20 protein-coding genes are annotated in these 18,147 nt (G+C 60.8%); 7 read left to right on the top strand and 13 right to left on the bottom strand.

Features of this window, described 5'->3' with window-relative positions:
- Positions 1-146: 146 nt before the first annotated feature.
- The 6 genes from AB7951_RS03685 (at position 147) to AB7951_RS03660 (ending at position 4,657) form a co-directional block, all read left to right on the top strand.
- The gene (locus AB7951_RS03685; RefSeq protein ID WP_093756916.1) at positions 147-386 is read left to right on the top strand and encodes a hypothetical protein; all 240 of its coding nucleotides are present in this window, start codon (positions 147-149) and stop codon (positions 384-386) included.
- A 378-nt stretch (positions 387-764) separates the two neighbouring features.
- A complete protein-coding gene (locus AB7951_RS03680; RefSeq protein WP_158596715.1) occupies positions 765-911 on the top strand; it encodes a hypothetical protein in 147 nt (48 codons plus the stop codon).
- A 634-nt stretch (positions 912-1,545) separates the two neighbouring features.
- Entirely contained in the window at positions 1,546-2,481 is a 936-nt protein-coding gene (locus AB7951_RS03675) for a glycosyltransferase family 4 protein (protein ID WP_199711959.1), read from the top strand.
- Positions 2,482-2,565: 84 nt separating this feature from the next.
- Positions 2,566-2,841: a hypothetical protein gene (locus tag AB7951_RS03670; RefSeq protein ID WP_439059816.1), complete on the top strand. Its 276-nt coding sequence runs from the start codon at positions 2,566-2,568 to the stop codon at positions 2,839-2,841.
- A 93-nt stretch (positions 2,842-2,934) separates the two neighbouring features.
- Positions 2,935-3,195, top strand: a complete 261-nt coding sequence (locus AB7951_RS03665) for a hypothetical protein (protein WP_089266051.1) — start codon at positions 2,935-2,937, stop codon at positions 3,193-3,195.
- Positions 3,196-3,499: 304 nt separating this feature from the next.
- Positions 3,500-4,657: a sensor histidine kinase gene (locus tag AB7951_RS03660; RefSeq protein ID WP_439066717.1), complete on the top strand. Its 1,158-nt coding sequence runs from the start codon at positions 3,500-3,502 to the stop codon at positions 4,655-4,657.
- Between the two features lie 205 nt (positions 4,658-4,862).
- Here AB7951_RS03660 and cbbX read toward each other — a convergent pair whose 3' ends face one another.
- The 8 genes from cbbX to AB7951_RS03620 are packed head-to-tail and all read right to left on the bottom strand — an operon-like array spanning position 4,863 to position 13,066.
- The gene (gene cbbX / locus AB7951_RS03655; protein WP_120287981.1) at positions 4,863-5,777 is read right to left on the bottom strand and encodes a CbbX protein; all 915 of its coding nucleotides are present in this window, start codon (positions 5,775-5,777) and stop codon (positions 4,863-4,865) included.
- A gap of 5 nt (positions 5,778-5,782) precedes the next feature.
- Positions 5,783-6,208 (bottom strand): ribulose bisphosphate carboxylase small subunit, encoded by a 426-nt coding sequence (locus tag AB7951_RS03650; protein ID WP_068729086.1) that lies wholly within the window; start codon positions 6,206-6,208, stop codon positions 5,783-5,785.
- A gap of 11 nt (positions 6,209-6,219) precedes the next feature.
- Positions 6,220-7,683, bottom strand: coding sequence for a form I ribulose bisphosphate carboxylase large subunit (locus tag AB7951_RS03645; RefSeq protein WP_120287982.1), 1,464 nt, complete (start codon positions 7,681-7,683; stop codon positions 6,220-6,222).
- A 49-nt stretch (positions 7,684-7,732) separates the two neighbouring features.
- Positions 7,733-8,818, bottom strand: a complete 1,086-nt coding sequence (gene fba / locus AB7951_RS03640; protein ID WP_120287003.1) for a class II fructose-bisphosphate aldolase — start codon at positions 8,816-8,818, stop codon at positions 7,733-7,735.
- Between the two features lie 34 nt (positions 8,819-8,852).
- The gene (tkt, locus tag AB7951_RS03635; RefSeq protein ID WP_439059817.1) at positions 8,853-10,832 is read right to left on the bottom strand and encodes a transketolase; all 1,980 of its coding nucleotides are present in this window, start codon (positions 10,830-10,832) and stop codon (positions 8,853-8,855) included.
- Positions 10,833-10,885: 53 nt separating this feature from the next.
- On the bottom strand, positions 10,886-11,761 hold the full coding sequence (locus AB7951_RS03630; protein WP_093757257.1) for a phosphoribulokinase: 876 nt from the start codon (positions 11,759-11,761) through the stop codon (positions 10,886-10,888).
- 17 nt (positions 11,762-11,778) lie between these two features.
- Positions 11,779-12,816, bottom strand: a complete 1,038-nt coding sequence (locus AB7951_RS03625) for a class 1 fructose-bisphosphatase (protein WP_120287005.1) — start codon at positions 12,814-12,816, stop codon at positions 11,779-11,781.
- A 37-nt stretch (positions 12,817-12,853) separates the two neighbouring features.
- Positions 12,854-13,066, bottom strand: coding sequence for a hypothetical protein (locus AB7951_RS03620; RefSeq protein ID WP_147421565.1), 213 nt, complete (start codon positions 13,064-13,066; stop codon positions 12,854-12,856).
- On the opposite strand from AB7951_RS03620, the gene AB7951_RS03615 reads away from it, so the two are divergent.
- Complete coding sequence (locus tag AB7951_RS03615; RefSeq protein WP_120287983.1) at positions 13,013-13,201, top strand: helix-turn-helix domain-containing protein; 189 nt, start codon at positions 13,013-13,015, stop codon at positions 13,199-13,201. The genes AB7951_RS03620 and AB7951_RS03615 overlap by 54 nt on opposite strands.
- Here the strand turns inward: AB7951_RS03615 and AB7951_RS03610 are convergent.
- The 5 genes from AB7951_RS03610 to AB7951_RS03590 are packed head-to-tail and all read right to left on the bottom strand — an operon-like array spanning position 13,167 to position 18,121.
- On the bottom strand, positions 13,167-14,315 hold the full coding sequence (locus AB7951_RS03610) for an acetyl-CoA acetyltransferase (protein WP_120287006.1): 1,149 nt from the start codon (positions 14,313-14,315) through the stop codon (positions 13,167-13,169). The two genes, AB7951_RS03615 and AB7951_RS03610, sit on opposite strands and share 35 nt — an antisense overlap.
- The gene (locus AB7951_RS03605; RefSeq protein ID WP_120287984.1) at positions 14,312-14,734 is read right to left on the bottom strand and encodes an OB-fold domain-containing protein; all 423 of its coding nucleotides are present in this window, start codon (positions 14,732-14,734) and stop codon (positions 14,312-14,314) included. Before AB7951_RS03605 ends, AB7951_RS03610 begins: the two co-directional genes overlap by 4 nt.
- Entirely contained in the window at positions 14,731-16,383 is a 1,653-nt protein-coding gene (locus AB7951_RS03600; protein WP_120287007.1) for a long-chain-fatty-acid--CoA ligase, read from the bottom strand. Before AB7951_RS03600 ends, AB7951_RS03605 begins: the two co-directional genes overlap by 4 nt.
- Before the next feature lie 35 nt (positions 16,384-16,418).
- On the bottom strand, positions 16,419-16,784 hold the full coding sequence (locus AB7951_RS03595) for a nuclear transport factor 2 family protein (RefSeq protein ID WP_120287008.1): 366 nt from the start codon (positions 16,782-16,784) through the stop codon (positions 16,419-16,421).
- A gap of 23 nt (positions 16,785-16,807) precedes the next feature.
- Positions 16,808-18,121: an aminotransferase class III-fold pyridoxal phosphate-dependent enzyme gene (locus AB7951_RS03590; RefSeq protein ID WP_439059818.1), complete on the bottom strand. Its 1,314-nt coding sequence runs from the start codon at positions 18,119-18,121 to the stop codon at positions 16,808-16,810.
- Positions 18,122-18,147: the final 26 nt, after the last annotated feature.

Here is an 18,147-nt window from a genome sequence, read left to right as displayed (position 1 = left end):
CTCTTAGCTCTTCTTAATTGTTGCCGCGTCGTTATTCAGCAGGGCTAAATCACCTCCGGTCAGAACGCGTCATAATCTGCGTGACGCCAAATCCTCGATTGAACGGAAGCAGATCTTGCACGATCTCAACTTGAGAGGGTTTCTCAATGTCAGAGCTGGAATTCAGTGCCGTGAATGACCTTCAACACACGCCGCAGCACGCCAGATGTAACGAGCAGTCCGAATATGATGCGGCGGTCGAGGTTGCTGCGAAGGCAATCAGAAAGACCTGGGATACGATGGGCGACATGCCATCACCGCTTTACGAAGATGAAGCGCGGCAACTCGGTAGAGCAGCACTCGATGCCATTATCGCTTCGCAACCAGTCATTCGGACGACCACATGACCTCCATCAGGCTGGCAGACACGCAGCATCTGACGACGGCCTGTCCATGAACGTCGCGCGTGCTGCTCGGTACAGACGTTTGGCAGCCGCCCAAAGCAGTCCCGAGGTGTACCGGCTACTTATGCTTCTTGCCGACGAAGCCGAAAAAGGAATCCTCTGCATCTCAGCCTTCAAACACCGACGTCCACCCCACATTGTCGCAAAATCAACGTGAACCGCGTGCGCGGCACGTAGTCATCGCGTCGGACAACATCAGCTTTATTTCTTCCACCACTGCAAGGACATGAACCGTTGAATTGGCTACCTATAGACACCGCACCACAAGACGGAACGCCAATATTCCTGGCTGGCGGATACGATGACAATTCGGATCATGCCATGGAATCCGAGGCGGAAAAAATGCGAACCGCTTGCCGCGCATGGTGGAACGACGGCGACTGGATTATTACCCTTGCTGAAGCAGGATGCGTCAACGTCACCCGGATTGATCCCACGCACTGGGCGCCTATTGAAGAACCGCGCTAGCCCAGCAAGATCGGATTGCCTTGCGGGCAAGACCGCGTTGCGGCACTTCTAACAATCAGTCAAACAGAGGCTCAGAGTAAAATCCTGCTGCCAGGACCTCGAAAAGCGCTGCGTTTCCATCATACCGAGCCTTCCATCGCGTGCTGCTGAAGCCACTGTTGAACAGATCACCATCGTCCTGCACCTGCCATTCCCAGAAAAGCAGGGGATGTGGAGTGACTGTGACTTCCAGGTTTGGTTGGCGATACATAGCCACCATGTCGAGCCTCACTTTCGAAACAGCATTTACAAAAGGTCGCTTCCTGCCTGTTTATCTGAAGGCGCCGCGCGCTGTTCTGCAGCGATCGGGGCGCTTGCTCTTGACAGATGACGGGCGGAGCGCCTCTCATTCTGCAGTGATGATGACACCATCGAACCAGCCATCGATGACATTCACCATGCGCTCCTGAGTCGTCGCGTCAATCCAATTTACAGCGGGCCTCCACCAATCCGTCGGCCCATATATCCGCCGTGCCCGGATTGACGTAGCTGATTATCCGCCATCCATCCTGCGAGGCTAAACACGATGCGTGTCGCGATGTTAGCGCCTATATCCTGGCGAACTCCTCCCCGGCATTACGGCCCGTGGGAACTCGTGACGAGCTTGCTGACGGAGGCACTGCTCTTGCGGGGAGTTGACGTCACACTGTTTGCCACGAAGGACAGTTTGACATCGGGAAATCTCGCAGGTGTCGTGCCGGCACCATACTCTGAGGACCCGTCGCTCGACGCCAAGGCGTGGGAACTCCTGCATGTTGCAAATGTCTTCGAGCGCGCCAGCGAATTCGACATCATCCACAATCAGGCAGATTTTGTACCGCTGGGCTTCTCTCGCCTTGTGGACACGCCAGTCGTCACAACCATTCACGGCTTTTCATCAGCCCGTATCGTTCCGGTTTTCAAGGAATATGAGGATCGCGTCCATTATGTCGCAATCAGCGATGCCAATCGCCATCCCGACCTTCGCTATGCGGCAACGATCCATCACGGCATTCCGATCGACGATTTTCCCTTCGATCCGCTTGGCAGCGACGACCTTCTATTCTTCGGTCGCATTCATCCCGATAAAGGGGCTGCGGAAGCGATAGCAACTGCCGAAGCGGTTGGCCGCCACCTCATCATGGCCGGTATCGTTCAGGATGCGGACTATCATCGACGTCATGTGGTGCCAGCACTGGGAAGGTCCGCGACTTATCTCGGTTCGGTCGGAGGTCTGGAGCGGACACGCGTTCTGGGATCCGCACGGGCATTGCTTCACCTGATCAATTTCGACGAACCATTCGGGTTATCAGTTGTTGAGGCGCTTGCCTGCGGAACACCGGTGATCGCGCGTAACCGCGGATCGATGCCCGAATTGATCACAGATGGCGTGACAGGTTTCCTGGTCAATAGCGCCCTCGAAGCTGTTCAAGCCGTTGAGCGCATTGGTGAACTGGATAGATGCGCCTGCCGGGCGGCGGTTTCTGAGCACTTTACCGTCGATAGAATGGCAGATCGCTACCTGGCTCTATACCAATCTATCCTGGGCTAACCGACGGAGAACCGCAGCGAGAGCGAGATCGCCTCAGGCTGTTTGCCGCCCTCGTCCACATACATTGAACACATAGACGTCGTAATGTTTCTGGAGTTCGGGCTTTCGCCGAACTTTATGGATCCAAACATGATTGCTATTTCGACACAGGTTCAGGCGCCTGATGACTTTCAGCGCGTGGCGTTCGACATAAGACACGGCAACCGCCGAATTGCGTGTACCCTGACGACCAAGTTTCCAACCAAAGATCAGGCCAAAAGGTACTTCCACGCCAACAGGCCGCTGATCGAAAAACTGGCGCGCGAGCAGATGGAACTGGTTGCAGCCAACGACGGTGAGATCAAGCTGGTGATGATTTAAGAGTCGCCCGCCATACTTGCCGTTTCTGCGAAACTAAAGGCCTGATCTGATCTTCAGGGTTGGCTCAAACGATGACGCAAGGGAATACCCACTATGGCGAAGTCGCTGCTTTCCAGACACGACCTCGAACATGCGGCATTGCTGCAAATCCGCAGCTGCTACGGGTGCGAAGATGTCACGGCCGTGATCATTGACGAGATCGCAGACCCTCGCTTTGAGACGAACTGGGGCATTCTCTCACTTCACCGCGCAGCCGACGTGCAATTGAGGCTCACTGCAGAGCTCAATACAGTCCGCGCGATTGACGGCACGCAAGAAAGATTGCGCAAGCTCTACAACCTCAAGACCAACTGAGCTCGCCTAACTTCTGGTGAAGCGCATAGTCCAGATCGACGGGGAGCGGTTCCGCCGCCCCAGGGCGAATTCCGTCGGGGGCCACCGCCTTTTCAGGAGCGTGCCTGGCAACGCATTTTTGATCTCCTCGCGACACGCATCATCGACCAGCAGAATGTTCCCTTGCATGACGCGTGATAGGCAATCCCAGGATTATGTCGACTTCGGATGTAAAAATCGCTAGGTTCCTTCACATCACCTCGGTACGATAGGCGCTCGGTGACTGAGGGCCGTGTGTGCTCCCGCCTTGATGGGAGCAGCTTAGGTGTCATCATCTCGAGATAAGACCAACGTGCTTGTCGTCGAAGACGAGATGGTGCTGCGTATGCGAGCGGTCGACATCGTTGAGGATGCGGGATTTACGGCCGTCGAAGCGACGAACGCCGATCAAGCCATCAGCGTGCTTGAGGCGCGATCCGACATTTCGCTCTTGTTTTCGGACATCCAGATGCCCGGTAGTATGGATGGATTGAAGCTTGCTCATGCGGTCCATGAACGCTGGCCACAGATCAAGATCATCCTGGTATCCGGCCAGATAACCCCCTCAAGCGACGAGAAACCGGAGAACAGCCGCTTTTTTGGTAAGCCCATCGACAGCAAGGAAATGATCGCCGAACTGCAAGACATGATCGGTGCAGGCACCCTTGAGGTCGTTTCTGGCCAGGCAGGTTTGACCGTCAATCCGACGCGGCCAAGCCAGTCTGTCGCGGAAGAGACACTGACGGCCGAGAACGACAGCTTAAGACTATTGCTGGAACAGGCTGGAATAGATGCCAAGCTGTTGCTCGCGCAGGCCGGCATAGACGCCAAGGAGCGGGAAGCAGCCGACAAGCTGCAAAAGCTTGTGCTCGGCGAATTGCACCACCGCATCAAGAATACCCTCGCAACTGTAAGTGCGATCGCTTCACAAAGCCTTCGGACCGCCACCAGCGTTCAGCATGCGCAGCAAGCCATCGAGGGGCGGCTTCTTGCGCTCGGTCGAGCTCATGACCTCTTGATGCAAGTCAGTTGGGCGAGTGCCGGACTCGAGATGACAATCCGTAATGCCACCGAGCCCTATGACAACAAGGGAGTTGGCCGCTTCGCTGTCTCAGGACCCGAAGTAGATATGGGGTCGGGCGCAGTTATCGCCCTAGCGATGACACTCAACGAACTTTGCACCAACGCCACCAAGTTCGGAGCGCTTTCGGACCCGAGTGGCATTGTTAAGGTCGACTGGACGATCGACCAGGCGTCGCAGCAACTGACCTTGAGCTGGATCGAAAGCGGCGGCGCGCTGGTCAATCCGCCCGTCCGCCGCAGCTTTGGCACACGCATGATGGAATCGCTCGGACGGCAACTGAACGGCACTGTGCGTTTGGCTTATCCACCATCAGGCTTCATCTACACTCTGGAAGTACCGATAGCCTCGCTGAACAAATGAGCCAGTGGACGGCTTGTTTGGCTCAATCTGTGGAGATGGGCCCGCATTTGAGGGTTTCTTTCAAACGAGAGGGTCCCTAGGTGGCAAAACCGGTCCCAGTAGCTGTCCAATTCCCGAAAGTCTCCGGCTAGCACCGCGCTGCTAGGAGACCAAGGGTCACCAAAATAGACCTCGACTAGTCGGCAGCGTGTTCGGTCGGGTGCCATTACCCGCCAGGACCGTTCGAGAACACCCGGCTCGCGAGCACATCCGAAGCCTCCAGTGACATGATGTCGTCGACGCTCAGCACGCGGTCGAGATCGGCGACAAGCCGATTGGCCTGGCGCAGTCGCATGCGGTCGAGCGCGTTGCGGATCGAACGGGCGTTGGAGAACAGCGGCTGGGTCTTGCGCAGCGCGATGTAGCGGACGAACGCTGCGCGCGCATCGGCGCTGAATTTGTAGTTCATATCCCCGAGCATCAATTCGGAAATGGCGAGCAATTCGTCGTCGGCATAGTCGGGGAAATCGATGTGGTGGGCGATGCGCGAGCGGAAACCGGGATTGCTGCCGAAGAACTTGTCCATGCGGTCGCCATAGCCGGCGAGGATCACCACCAGATCCTCGCGCTGCGATTCCATCACCTGCAGCAGGATCTCGATCGCTTCCTGGCCGTAATCGCGCTCATTATCAGGCCGATGCAAGTAGTAGGCCTCGTCAATGAACAACACGCCGCCCATCGCCTTCTTCAGGATCTCCTTCGTCTTCGGCGCGGTATGGCCGATATATTGCCCGACCAGTTCGTCGCGCGTCACCGACACCACCTGCCCTCGCCGCACGAAACCCAGTTTATGCAGGATGCTGGCGATGCGCAGCGCCACCGTAGTCTTGCCGGTGCCAGGATTGCCAGTGAACGACATGTGCAGCGTCGGGTTGCCCGACGCCAAGTCCATGCGCTTGCGGATGCGTTCGATCAGCAGCAGCGAAGCAATCTCGCGAATCCGCGTTTTTACCGGTTTCAGCCCGATCAATTCGCGATCGAGCAGATCGAGCACCTCGCCGATGCCGACCTCGTCGAACTCACGGCGCAGATCGACCTGCGTCGTGGGCGACACGTCGCCGGCGCTATCAACCACCGTCAGCGTGCTCACGACCCACCGTAGCGTTGGCCCTCGGGTCGATCGACGGCATAGGATTTGGTCGTATAGCGGATGTTGCGGCCTTCCACCTCATGCCGCTCGAGCCGGAAGCCTGGCTCTTCCTTCGGACGATTGACGATGAAGGAGAGCCGCACCGATTCCCAGCCATGGCTGGAATCGAATGCCGACAACCGGATGTAGCGATCGCCATACACCTTGCGACATTCGGTCAGTTCCATCAGCACGCCAGCGGCGTCGCGCAGATCGAACATCGGCAGGCCCCACATTTCCCAGAAATTGTTGCGGGGATGCGGATCGTCGGTGAATTCGATGTTCACGGCCCAGCCATTGGCGAGGCAATACTGCACCTGTTTTGAAATCTGTTCATCAGTGAGATCGGGCAGGAACGAGAAGCAGCCCTGGGTAATGCGCATGATCGTACTCCTTACAGCGAGACGCTGGCGGTGGGGGCGTAGTCGGGCATGTCAGTGGATTCATAGTTGAAGGTGACGTTCTTCCATGTCTCCAGCGCCGCCTTCAGCGGTGTGCAGGTCATCGCCGCCTTGGCAAGAATCTCCTCGCCTTCATGCAGGTAGTCGCGACCTTCGTTGCGAGCGAGGATCATCGCTTCCAACGCGACACGGTTGGCGGTGGCGCCGGCCTGGATACCCATCGGATGGCCGATGGTGCCGCCACCGAACTGCAGGATGACGTCTTCGCCAAGGTGATCGAGCAACTGATGCATCTGGCCGGCATGGATGCCGCCCGACGCGACCGGCATCATCTTGTTGAGGCTGGCCCAGTTTTGCTCGAAGAACACGCCGTGTTCGAGCCGCATCGGATTGTAGTCTTCGCGGCAGATGTCGTAATAGCCGCGCGTCGTCGCCGGATCGCCTTCGAGCTTGCCGACGACTGTCCCGGCATGGATATGATCGACGCCGGCGAGCCGCATCCATTTGGCAATGACGCGGAACGAGACCCCGTGATTGCGCTGCCGCGTATAGGTCGAATGCCCCGCGCGGTGCAGATGCAGGATCATGTCGTTCTTGCGCGCCCATTTCGCCATCGACTGGATCGCGGTGTAGCCGATGACGAGGTCGATCATGATGATGACAGAGCCGAGCTGCTTGGCGAATTCGGCGCGTTCGTACATGTCCTCCATGGTGCCGGCGGTGACGTTGAGATAGGTGCCCTTGATCTCGCCGGACGCCGCCTGCGCCTTGTTGACCGCCTCCATGCAATAGAGAAAGCGTTCGCGCCAGTGCATGAAGGGCTGCGAGTTGATGTTCTCGTCGTCCTTGGTGAAGTCGAGCCCGCCCTTCAGCGCCTCGTAGACGACGCGGCCGTAGTTGCGACCAGATAGACCCAACTTCGGCTTCACAGTCGCGCCAAGCAGTGGGCGGCCGAACTTATCCATACGCTCTCGTTCGACCACGATGCCGGTGGCCGGGCCCTGGAACGTCTTCACATAGGCGACCGGAAGCCGCATGTCTTCCAGCCGCAAAGCCTTCAGCGGCTTGAAGCCGAACACGTTGCCGATGATCGAGGCCGACAGGTTGGCGATCGAGCCGTTCTCGAACAGGTCGAGATCGTAAGCGATATAGGCAAAGTACTGGCCGGGCGAATTCGGCACTGGATCGACCCGAAAACACTTGGCGCGGTATTTTTCAGCAGCCGTGAGGCGGTCGGTCCACACCACGGTCCAGGTCGCGGTCGAGGATTCGCCGGCGACTGCTGCCGAAGCCTCGATCGGATCGACGCCGTCCTGCGGCGTCACCCGGAACAATGCGATGATGTCGGTGTCCTTGGGTACATAATCGGGCTCCCAATAGCCCATCTTCCTGTATTCCATGACGCCGGACTTGTAGCGATCCTTGCCGCGGATCGTGATCGAAGCATGTTCATTCATGGTGGCCTCCTCGTTTGGATCCGGCGTCACCGGATGGAATAAGGTCTGTTCACTCGGCAGCTTGCGCGACGTTGCCGATCTTCGGGTCGAGCGCGCCACTGCGATAGCGCTTCGCCATTTCGGCCAGCGGAATCACCTTGATCTTTGCGGCGTGACCCGCGGTGCCGAATTGTTCGAAGCGTTCGCGGCAGAGGTCGCGCATCGCGTCCATCGCCGGTTTCAGAAATTTTCGCGGATCGAATTCGCTTCTGGTTTGCGCGGCAACCTTCCGGAAGGCGGAGGTCATTGCGAGGCGGCAGTCGGTGTCGATATTGACCTTGCGGACGCCGTGTTTGATGCCGCGTACAATTTCCTCGACCGGCACGCCCCAGGTCTGCGGCATCTCGCCACCAAATTGATTGAAGATATCCTGCAGACGCTGCGGCACCGATGACGATCCGTGCATCACCAGATGCGTATTCGGCAGCCGGCGGTGAATTTCTTCGACGACCGTCATGGCGAGAATGTCGCCGTCCGGCTTGCGCGAGAATTTGTAGGCGCCGTGTGAAGTCCCCATCGCGATCGCCAGCGCATCAACCTTGGTGGCACGGACGAAATCGACGGCTTGATCCGGATCGGTGAGCAACTGGTCGTGGCTGACCTGGCCCTCGACACCGTGGCCGTCCTCCTGCTCGCCGCCGCCATGCTCCAATGAACCGAGCACACCGAGTTCGCCTTCGACGGAGGCGCCGATCCAGTGCGCGATATCAACGACGCGACGCGTGATGTTGACGTTGTAGTCGTAGTCAGCAGCAGTCTTGGCGTCGGCCTTCAGCGAGCCGTCCATCATGACCGAGGTAAAGCCATGCTGTAGTGCGGTAGCGCAGGTGGACTCTTCGTTGCCGTGATCCTGGTGCAGGCACAGCGGGATCTCCGGATGCATCTCCTCCAGCGCATCGATCATCCTCGCCAGCATGATGTCGTTGGCGTAGGAGCGCGCGCCGCGCGAAGCCTGGAGGATGACCGGCGCGTCGACCTCGGCGGCGGCCTCCATGATCGCCAGACCCTGCTCCATGTTGTTGATGTTGAAGGCCGGCACGCCGTAGCCATGTTCGGCGGCGTGATCGAGCAGTTGCCTCAGTGTAATGCGTGCCATAGGTCCTCCATTTCGTTGTCTTGTCCCGAACAACTCAGTCGGCGGCAGCGATGCGCGAGCGGGCAATGCAGCGCATCGCCGCCGTTGCGACCGCCGCGGCGGTGATACCGAATTCGCGATACAGATCATCCGCAGGCGCCGAGGCCCCGAATCCGGTCATGCCAACGAACTCACCGCCATCGCCGAGCCAGCGCGCCCAGTCGCCTTCGATCGCGGCCTCGACACCGACGCGCGGAGCACTGCCGAGAATTGCCGCCCGATAGTCGCCGGGCTGTTGCCGGAACAGATCGAAACACGGCGCCGACACCACCGCGGCGCGGATGCCGTCATCGGCAAGCAGCTTGGCCGCAACAATCGCGATCGACACTTCGGAGCCGGTCGCCATCAGGGTGACGTCGCGACCACCTTCCGGCTCGATGACGACATAGGCACCACGCCCGACCCGATTGGTGGAATCGATGCCCTCGCGGAACACAGGCAGCGCCTGACGCGACAGGCAAAGCACCGACGGCGCATGCGGCGTCCGCAACGCGCAATCCCAGGCCTCGGCGGTCTCGACGGCGTCGCCGGGACGGAACACCAGCAGATTTGGAATCGCGCGCAGGGAAGCCAGGTGCTCGACCGGCTGATGGGTCGGGCCGTCCTCGCCAAGCCCGATCGAGTCGTGCGTCATCACGTGAATGACGCGGATGCCCATCAACGCGGCCAGCCGGATCGCGGGGCGGCTGTAATCGGCAAAGCACAGGAAGGTGCCGCCATAGGGAATTAGGCCGCCATGCAAAGCGACGCCGTTCATCGCCGCAGCCATGGCATGCTCGCGCACGCCGTAATGAACGTAGCTGCCGTCGAAGGCATCGTGCTGGATCGGCGCCTGCATCCTGGCGCGCGTGAGGTTCGAATGGGTGAGGTCAGCCGATCCGCCGAGCAGATTCGGCAGGGCATCGGCAATAACGTCGATGACGAGTTGCGAGGCCTGCCGGGTGGCGATCTTCGGCCGCTCCTGCAAGAAATGGGCGCGAATCTTGGCCAGCGCATTCTCGTATCCGCTGGAAAGCTGGCCCTTCAGCGCGTCCTGAAAGTAGTCCCGCACAGCGCTGTCCAGACGTGCAACGCGCCCCGCCCATTCCGCATGCGCCGTCTGTCCGCGCGCGCCGACCGCGCGCCATTGTCGCGCCAACGCATCGGGAACGTGGAACGGTGCGTGTGGCCAGTGCAGCGCGTCGCGCGTCTTCGCGATCTCGTCCGCACCCAGTGGCGCGCCATGCGCCTTCTCACTGCCTTGCCGATTCGGCGCGCCGAAGCCGATCACCGTGCGGCACGCGATCAGCGACGGGCGGTCGTTGTCGCGCGCCTGTGCAATGGCCGCGGCCACGGCCTCGGGATCATGGCCGTTGACGCGGCTGGCCGACCATCCCGATGCAGCGAAGCGCGCAAGCTGATCGTCCGAACACGACAGCGAGGTCGCGCCGTCGATCGAGATCTGGTTGTCGTCGAACAGCACGATCAGACGATTGAGCCGCAGATGTCCCGCCAGCGAGATCGCCTCGTGGCTGAGGCCCTCCATCAAGCAGCCGTCGCCGGCGATCACGTAAGTGTAGTGATCGACGAGACCGTCGCCGAAACGCGCATTCATCAGGCGTTCGGCCAAGGCCATGCCGACCGCCGTGGCGATGCCCTGGCCGAGCGGGCCGGTGGTCGTCTCGACGCCCGCGGTGTGGCCGTATTCGGGATGGCCCGGTGTCTTCGAGCCCCATTGCCGGAACGACTGTAACTGATCGAGCGTCACCTCCGCCGATCCGGTCAGATGCAGCAGTGCGTAGAGCAGCATCGAGCCGTGGCCGGCGGACAAGATGAAGCGGTCGCGGTCTGGCCAGGACGGATCGGCGGCATCGAATTTGAGGAAGCGCGAGAACAGCACCGTCGCCGCATCAGCCATACCCATCGGCATGCCGGGATGGCCCGACTTCGCCTTTTCCACCGCATCGATCGCAAGAAAGCGAATCGCATTCGCCATATCCGCGTGCGGAACGGTCGCTTGATCCATCTGGGGAGCGGGACTCTGAATATTCATACCGTGCGCCTTTTGCGTTCCATCAATTGCAGGATCAGCGGGGTGAGGATGAGCTGCATCGCCAGATCCAGCTTCGAACCGTGGATCACGATCGAGTTGGCGCGCGACATGAAGCTGTTGGGGATCATCGACAGCAGATAAGGAAAATCGATGCCGCGCGGATTCTTCAACCGGATCACCACCATCGATTCATCCGGCGTCGGAATCCACCGCGCGATGAAAGGGTTCGAGGTGTCGACCGTCGGCACGCGCTGGAAATTGATGTCGGTCTCGGCGAATTGCGGGCAGATGTAGTTCACATAGTCCGGCATCCGTCGCAGGATAGTGTCGGTGACGGCTTCCTGCGTGTAACCGCGATCTTTGCGGTCGCGATGCAGCTTCTGGATCCACTCCAGATTGATGACGGGAACGACGCCGACCTTGAGGTCAGCATGCTGGGCAATATTGACCTTGTCGGTCACCACAGCGCCATGCAGGCCTTCGTAAAATAGCAGGTCGGACTTGTCCGGCAGCGGACCCCATTCGGTAAAGGTCCCCGGTGCCGCCCCATATAATTTGGCTTCGTCCTCGTCGTGCACGTAATGACGGGCGGTGCCGGTGCCGGATTCGCCGTAGTCGCGGAAGACTTTCTCCAGCTCCTCGAACAGGTTGGTTTCCGGGCTGAAGTGGCTGAAATGCTTGTTGCCCTTCTCGCCTTCCTCCAGCATCTTCGTGCGCATCTCGACGCGGTTGTAGCGATGAAACGCATCGCCCTCGATATAGGCGGCGGCGACTTTCTCGCGACGGAAAATGTTCTCGAACGTCTTTTTCACCGAGGTGGTGCCAGCGCCCGACGAACCAGTGATCGATATGATGGGATAGCTGCGCGACATTTTGCTCTGCCCCCGGCTCAGCGAAACAGGCCGCGCCGCGCAAACAGCGGCGCGTCGCTATTGTCGAACATCGGCTCGATTCCTTCGTGAATGGCGGCAACGTCGCGAACGCCGCGCATCGAGCCCATGATCAGCGGCACGCGCTGGTGCGGCGTTCGCGCCGAGACTTCGAGGATGCGGCGACGGCCGGTGGTTGCGGAGCCTCCGGCCCATTCCATGACCAACGCCATCGGATGTGCTTCGTATAAAAGACGTAGGCGCCCTTCGCGGTATCCAGGGCGCGCGTCGGCCGGATAAAGGAACACGCCGCCACGGACGAGAATGCGAAGTGACTCGGCGACCAGCGAGCCGATCCAGCGCATGTTGAAATCAGCACCGCCGTTGCCGCCAATGCCGGCCAGGCATTCGTCGATATAGGTCCGCACCGGACCGTGCCAGTGCCGCCGGTTCGACGCGTTGATGGCGAATTCCGGCGTATTGGGCGCAATCCTGACGCCTTGTGCGACAAGCAGAAATTCACGTGCGCGGCGGTCGAGAATAAAGATATCGACGCGCCCGTTGTGCGCCAGCACCAACGTGGTCTGGGGACCGTAGACCACGAAGCCCGCGGCGCATTGGGCTGTGCCGGGCTCGAAGAAGGTGGAAACCACATCGTTACCGCGCGGACGGATCGAGAAGATGGTGCCGACCGAGATGTTGTTCTCAAGATTGGCGGAGCCATCCAGCGGATCGATCGCGACACAGAGCGGCGCGGCGACATCGAGGATTTCGGGCAATTCTGCCTCTTCCGACAGAATCGCGGCGACGGGGGTCACGAGCAGCGCGCGGCGCATTATCCTGTCCGCGACAAGATCGATGTCCTTCTGCGCATCGCCGTCGGAATTCACGCCGCTGAGACGACCGGTAATGCCGGCCAGCGGGCCGTCGGCAATAAGGTCGGCAAGTTCGATGGATGCGGCGGCGATTCCCTCGATCACGGCGGCGATCGCAAGCCGGTTTGGCGTCTTCGCCCCCGCGCGATCGAGATGCGAACGCAATGTCACGCGTTCATCCATAGCCGTTCCCTCATCGCTGCCCTCTGCGGGGCCATTTTCAAAGCGCCGTGCCGTTCGGCCGTCCGCGCACCAACAACATCCCAGTTTGTAGAATTAGTAAAATATTCTTATCTTTGGCCGGAGCAAAGTTTTCCTTATAGAGGTTGCGAGGCTGGTGAGCCGGTTTCCGCGGAATTGATCCGTCGCCAGTTGCGCGCTGACCGCCGTTCACCGCGATCGCTCGGTCACGGCTGCGACCAAAAAACTGCATCTGAGACAGTCCGCGGTCACGCTGCAGATTCGCAGTCTGCAGACACTAGCGGGCCAGATCACCCATTATCCACAAAGTGTGAACATCAACAGATCTGTCATTACAGCGTGTTGGCGCCGCCAAGCACGGCCGTAAATTCATGCGAGAAGGTGCAACCATTGCCATGAGCGATCGCGATCTCGGCATCCGCGATCTGCCGTGCGCCGGCATTGCCGCGTAATTGCTCCGTCGCTTCGATCAGCGTGAACAGCCCATACATGCCTGGATGCGCAAACGACAATCCACCACCATTGGTATTGACCGGCAGAGCACCGCCCGGCGCGATCCGACCACCGGAGACAAATGCGCCGCCCTCGCCTTTCTTGCAGAACCTCATGTCTTCCAGGAACATGATGACATTGATGGTGAAGGCGTCGTAGAGCTGCAATACATCGACATCAGCCGTGGTGATGCCCGCCATCTCGAACGCGCGCGGCGCGCATTCGGCCGTCGGCGTCGTACAGAAATCCGGGATCTGCGAGACCTCGCGGCTCCAGCTCGCCCCGGCGCCGCCGAGGAAATAGACGGGCTTGTGCTTCAGCGCCTTCGCACGATCGGGACTGGTGACGATGACGGCTGCACCACCATCACTCATCAGACAGCAATCCAGCCGCGAGAGCGGATCGGCCACCAGCGGCGATGCCAGCACCTCGTCGATGGTCAGCGGCGCCTTCATCGTCGCATCGGGATGCAGCTGTGCCCATTGCCGCGCGGCCACGGCGACTTCCGCCATCTGCGCGCGCGTGGTGCCGTATTCATACATGTGCCGCGCGGCGCACATCGCGTAACCGGGCAGCGGCGACATCAGGCCGTAGACTTTCTCGAAGGTCGGCAGTTCGTGGATGCCGAAGGTACCGGCCCCTTTGAGATTGGAGCCATAAGCGATCAGCACCGTGGTGCAGAGCCCTGCCTCGATGGCCATGGTCGCCTGCAGGAGGTGTGACAGGAAGGACGAGCCGCCGGTCATGTCGGAGCAGGCCCATTTCGGGCGGATGCCGAGATACTCCCCCATCGAGAGCGTCGGGAACATGTGATACAGCGTGCCACCGCAGATGCCGTCGATGTCGCTCAACTGCAGACCCGCATCGGCGACCGCGCGCGCAGTGGCGCCCGCCATCAGATCCATCGCCGACATCCCCGGCGCACGGCCGAGGCCGTAGGTGCCGATACCGACGATGGCGCTCTTGCCGCGCAGCGAGGATGCGGTCATGGCGCGGCTCCCACGGGACGAAACAGCACGATGGGCTGCTCGCTATTGGCATAGGTGCCGAAATCCACCGGCGCGATCACCGCCTGCACGCGCATGCCGATATGAACCTCATCCGGCGCGCACGTGATGACGCGACTAAGCATGCGGACGCCCTCGTCGAGCTCGACGACGCAGGCATTGTAGTCGCCGCCGTGCTTCGCGGGCCGCCGCATGATGGTGGTCGAATAGACCGTGCCGAAGCCACTAACTTCGACGAATTCGAGATCGTCTGCGCCGCTACGGGGCGCGATCAGGCGCGGATAGAACACATATTCGCCAGTCGAGCGCGAACGCTGGATCATCAATCTGCCGGCGCGCAGATGAGCCCAGAACCGTCCTTCGGGACCAAGCTCGGCCGCGGGCGAGGTTGCTGTCGTCATGTCCATTCCGCTTCCTGCAGCGATCGCCAGCTGATCTTGTTGCTTTCCGAGCGCGGCAGGCTATCGACCAGCACCACCGAGCGTGGCGTCTTGTAATTGGCCATGGCGCCACGCGCCCAGCCGATGATGTCGTCTGCCGTTGTCGACGCCTTGGCCGCATCATGCAGGACCACCAGAGCCTTCACCGACTCGCCACGATAGCTGTCCGGCGTCGAGATGATGCAGCACTCCTTGATGGCGGGATGGCCATACATGATGGACTCGACTTCCGCCGGCCACACCTTGAAGCCACTGACATTGATCATCCGCTTCAGCCGGGCGACCGCGAAGAAATAGCCGTCACGATCGCGATAGCCGAGATCGCCGGTGCGCAGGAAGCGCTTGCCGCCCAGCGTGACGAATGCGGTCTCGTTCGCTTCAGGCTTGTTCCAGTAGTTTTGCAGCACCTGCGGGCCGTTGACCACGATCTCGCCGATTGCGTCACTGCCGAGCTCGGTCAGCGTGTCTGGATCGATGATCCGCGCATCCGTCTGATGCACCGGGATGCCGAGGCACTGCCGCCTCGGCGCTTCCATCGGATTGATGTGGGTCGGCGACATGGTCTCGGTCATGCCGTAGCCCTCGACGAATTCGAGGCTAAAGCGGGTCTTCAACCGTTCGGCCACCGCCACCGGCATTGCCGCGCCGCCGCCGGTGATGACCTTGAGCTTCGCAAAACACGCTTCACGAAATGTCGGGCTGGAGAGCACGTCGACGATCATGGTCGGCGCCGCGTTCCAGAAGGTAACGCCATGGGCCTCGAACAGATCAGGGATCAGGTCCTTATCCCAGCGCGCCATCAGCATCAGCGTCGCGCCGACCGAGATCGCCGCATTCATCGAGCCCTGCATGCCCGCCACATGAAAGAACGGCTGCGCGCCAGTCAGCACGTCGTCGCCACCGAGCCGGTACCAGCGCGCCTGCAGCACTGCCGTGAACAGCACGCTCGAGTGCAGATGCATGCAGGCCTTCGGCTTGCCCGTCGTGCCGGATGTGTAAGGGAACAGGCAGAGATCGGCTGGCGTCGCGGTCATCGGCGACGGCGTCTCGTTGCGAGCGATCACATAATCCCAGGCGCGCCAACCCGGCGCCGTGGGGCACGATCCGTTTTGCGTCACGCAGGCTGGCAGCGTGTAAGGCGATGTCTCGGGCACATAGTCGCGATAGTGCGCGACGATGATGCTGTTGATGACGTTGCCAAGCAGCGGTGCAAAAACATCGACGAGATCGCTGCCGACGATCGCCACCGTGGCGCCGCTGTCGGACGCGATATAGTCGAGTTCGGCGGTCTTGTTCATCGGGTTGATCGGCACAACCACGGCGTCGGCCCGCATGACGGCGTAATACGCGATCACATATTGCGGCGAATTCTGCAGCGCGACCATCACGCGGTCGCCGCGCTTCACCCCGCAGATGTTCTGCAGATAACCGGCAAGCGCGTCTACCTGCCGTAACAATTCCGCGTAAGTGAGAACTCCGCCGTAGAACAGCGTGGCCGGATGATCCGGCCGCGCCGTCGCGGCCCGCACCAGCGCATCGTAGAGGACGCCCTCGGGCAACGGCAGCGTGTGCGGCTCGCCGGGTGGCCAGAACGGAGAGACGTCACTCACGGCAAGCCTCCTGACAGGTACATTTCAGCAATTAATCAGGCGAAGAAGTGCCAGACCTTGGCGATGATCTGCCAGCGGCCATCGATCTTGATGAAGGAGAGTTCGTTGACGAAGCGCTTCGGCAGATACATGTCCTTGACGCGGGCATGGGCCGTGGTCGGCGATGCCACGGACACGCTCACGATGTCGTCCTCGCGCGGGTCGCTCCGCGACGCCGATGACGGCCGCGCGGCAACCATGCCCATATAGGTTTCGAGATCGAGATTGACGAGCGTACCGTCGGTGGCCGAAAACAACCGCACCTGGGGATGGAGTACCTTGCGGAAGCCTGCGACATCGCCGTGATACAGCGCTTCGAAATAGCCGGCGATGACGGCGCGGATGTCCTGTTCGTCTTGCATCTTCAAGTCTCTGCTGTCGTGTTTCAATTGAGGCCACTGGCCCGCGCGTGTTCCTGGTCGGCAAGTTCGAGTCCGTGGTCGAGCGCTGCGAGCAGCCGCTCGGCATCCTGCTCACTAATGATCAGCGGCGGCGCCAGGAACAGCGAGGTCTGCTCGCCGCTGGTGCCGATCACGGCGCCGGCTTCCATCGCCCGCGCGGCGACACGCGAGGCGATCGGATTTTCCATGGTGTCGGCGGCCCATGAACGCCAGTCGGGCCCGTGCAGTTCGACGGTCCAGTGCAGGCCCTGGCCTGCAACGCGGCTGACGCTCGGATGGCGACGAGCGATTTCCAGCAGGCGCTTGGTGAAGAATGCTTCCATCGTGCGCACGCGCGCGAGGATATCCTCCTCGGTCACCACATTGAGATAGGTGCTGATGGCGGCCATACTGATCGGATGGCCACGCAGCGTGCCGTAGTTCTGCCAGCTCGATCCCTTGAGCTGCTCGACGATCTTCTTGGACACGATCACGGCCGCGACCGCCGCAGCGCCGCCGCCGAGCGACTTGCCCATGGTGACGATATCCGGACGGCTCTTGGCGCCCTGGAACGCGAACCAGCGGCCGGAGCGTCCGGCGCCGGTGACGACTTCGTCGGCTATCCAGATCGAATTTGCTTTCGCGGCGTGATCAGCGACTTCGTCCTGATAGTCGCCGTCGTAGTAATTGCCGCCCTGCGTGTAATCGATGATGGTCGCTGCGGTGTCCGCGAGCGTCGCGCCGGCATCGGCGAGAACGTCCTTGACCGGCTGGTTGCTCAGTGGCGCGCCATAGATCGCCCCATCTGGCGCAGGCAGGATCTTCACCGGCGCCATCGGGGCGGGCAGACGCGAACCGCCGGCCTGCACCGCGAGCCCACCATGCCAGTGCGGCTGCACGGTCATGCTGCGCGACAGACCGACGAGGCCGTGATAGGCGCGCTCGCGCGTCGCCAATGCCGTCTTCTGCGACAGGGCTTGGCACAACGATAGCGCCATGTCGTTAGCCTCGCTGCCGCTGATGCAGAAGCGCACGCCGCCGACCCAGTCCTCCTCGCCCGCAAAGGCTGTGCCGATCAGATCGTCCGCGGCTTTCTCGCGGCCAATCCAGGTCCAGCCCTCATTCACTACCGGCGTATCCGCGGCTGCACGAATGGCTTCCACCATTTTCGGGTGGCGATGACCGAGCCCGCCACCGGTGTTGCTGCCGTCGATCAGGCGACGCCCATCTTGCAGATGGAAATAGACGCCTTCGCCACCGACCACGGTCAGAGGGGCGCTGTCGCCGGCATTGAGGCCCGTCCGCAAAAGTCTGCTCATCGATTATCCTTCTTGCACTTGCGGAG

Origin of the sequence: Tardiphaga sp. 285_C5_N1_2, assembly GCF_052076065.1 — a bacterium.
Classification (GTDB): domain Bacteria; phylum Pseudomonadota; class Alphaproteobacteria; order Rhizobiales; family Xanthobacteraceae; genus Tardiphaga; species Tardiphaga robiniae.
The sequence above is the reverse complement of the archived record's forward strand: the minus strand, read 5'-3'. Positions and strand labels throughout refer to the sequence as shown.

Excerpts from the sequence above, each read along its gene's own strand:
- AB7951_RS03680 (WP_158596715.1), top strand. The coding sequence starts at position 765 with ATGGAATCCGAGGCGGAAAAAATGCGAACCGCTTGCCGCGCATGGTGG.
- AB7951_RS03625 (WP_120287005.1), bottom strand. The coding sequence starts at position 12,816 with ATGGATGAACGCGTGACATTGCGTTCGCATCTCGATCGCGCGGGGGCG.
- AB7951_RS03630 (WP_093757257.1), bottom strand. The coding sequence starts at position 11,761 with ATGTCGCGCAGCTATCCCATCATATCGATCACTGGTTCGTCGGGCGCT.
- AB7951_RS03665 (WP_089266051.1), top strand. The coding sequence starts at position 2,935 with ATGGCGAAGTCGCTGCTTTCCAGACACGACCTCGAACATGCGGCATTG.
- fba (WP_120287003.1), bottom strand. The coding sequence starts at position 8,818 with ATGGCACGCATTACACTGAGGCAACTGCTCGATCACGCCGCCGAACAT.
- AB7951_RS03670 (WP_439059816.1), top strand. The coding sequence starts at position 2,566 with ATGTTTCTGGAGTTCGGGCTTTCGCCGAACTTTATGGATCCAAACATG.
- AB7951_RS03610 (WP_120287006.1), bottom strand. The coding sequence starts at position 14,315 with ATGACCGCATCCTCGCTGCGCGGCAAGAGCGCCATCGTCGGTATCGGC.
- AB7951_RS03650 (WP_068729086.1), bottom strand. The coding sequence starts at position 6,208 with ATGCGCATTACCCAGGGCTGCTTCTCGTTCCTGCCCGATCTCACTGAT.
- AB7951_RS03590 (WP_439059818.1), bottom strand. The coding sequence starts at position 18,121 with ATGAGCAGACTTTTGCGGACGGGCCTCAATGCCGGCGACAGCGCCCCT.
- AB7951_RS03605 (WP_120287984.1), bottom strand. The coding sequence starts at position 14,734 with ATGACGACAGCAACCTCGCCCGCGGCCGAGCTTGGTCCCGAAGGACGG.
- AB7951_RS03645 (WP_120287982.1), bottom strand. The coding sequence starts at position 7,683 with ATGAATGAACATGCTTCGATCACGATCCGCGGCAAGGATCGCTACAAG.
- AB7951_RS03595 (WP_120287008.1), bottom strand. The coding sequence starts at position 16,784 with ATGCAAGACGAACAGGACATCCGCGCCGTCATCGCCGGCTATTTCGAA.
- AB7951_RS03685 (WP_093756916.1), top strand. The coding sequence starts at position 147 with ATGTCAGAGCTGGAATTCAGTGCCGTGAATGACCTTCAACACACGCCG.
- tkt (WP_439059817.1), bottom strand. The coding sequence starts at position 10,832 with ATGGCGAATGCGATTCGCTTTCTTGCGATCGATGCGGTGGAAAAGGCG.
- AB7951_RS03620 (WP_147421565.1), bottom strand. The coding sequence starts at position 13,066 with ATGCAGTTTTTTGGTCGCAGCCGTGACCGAGCGATCGCGGTGAACGGC.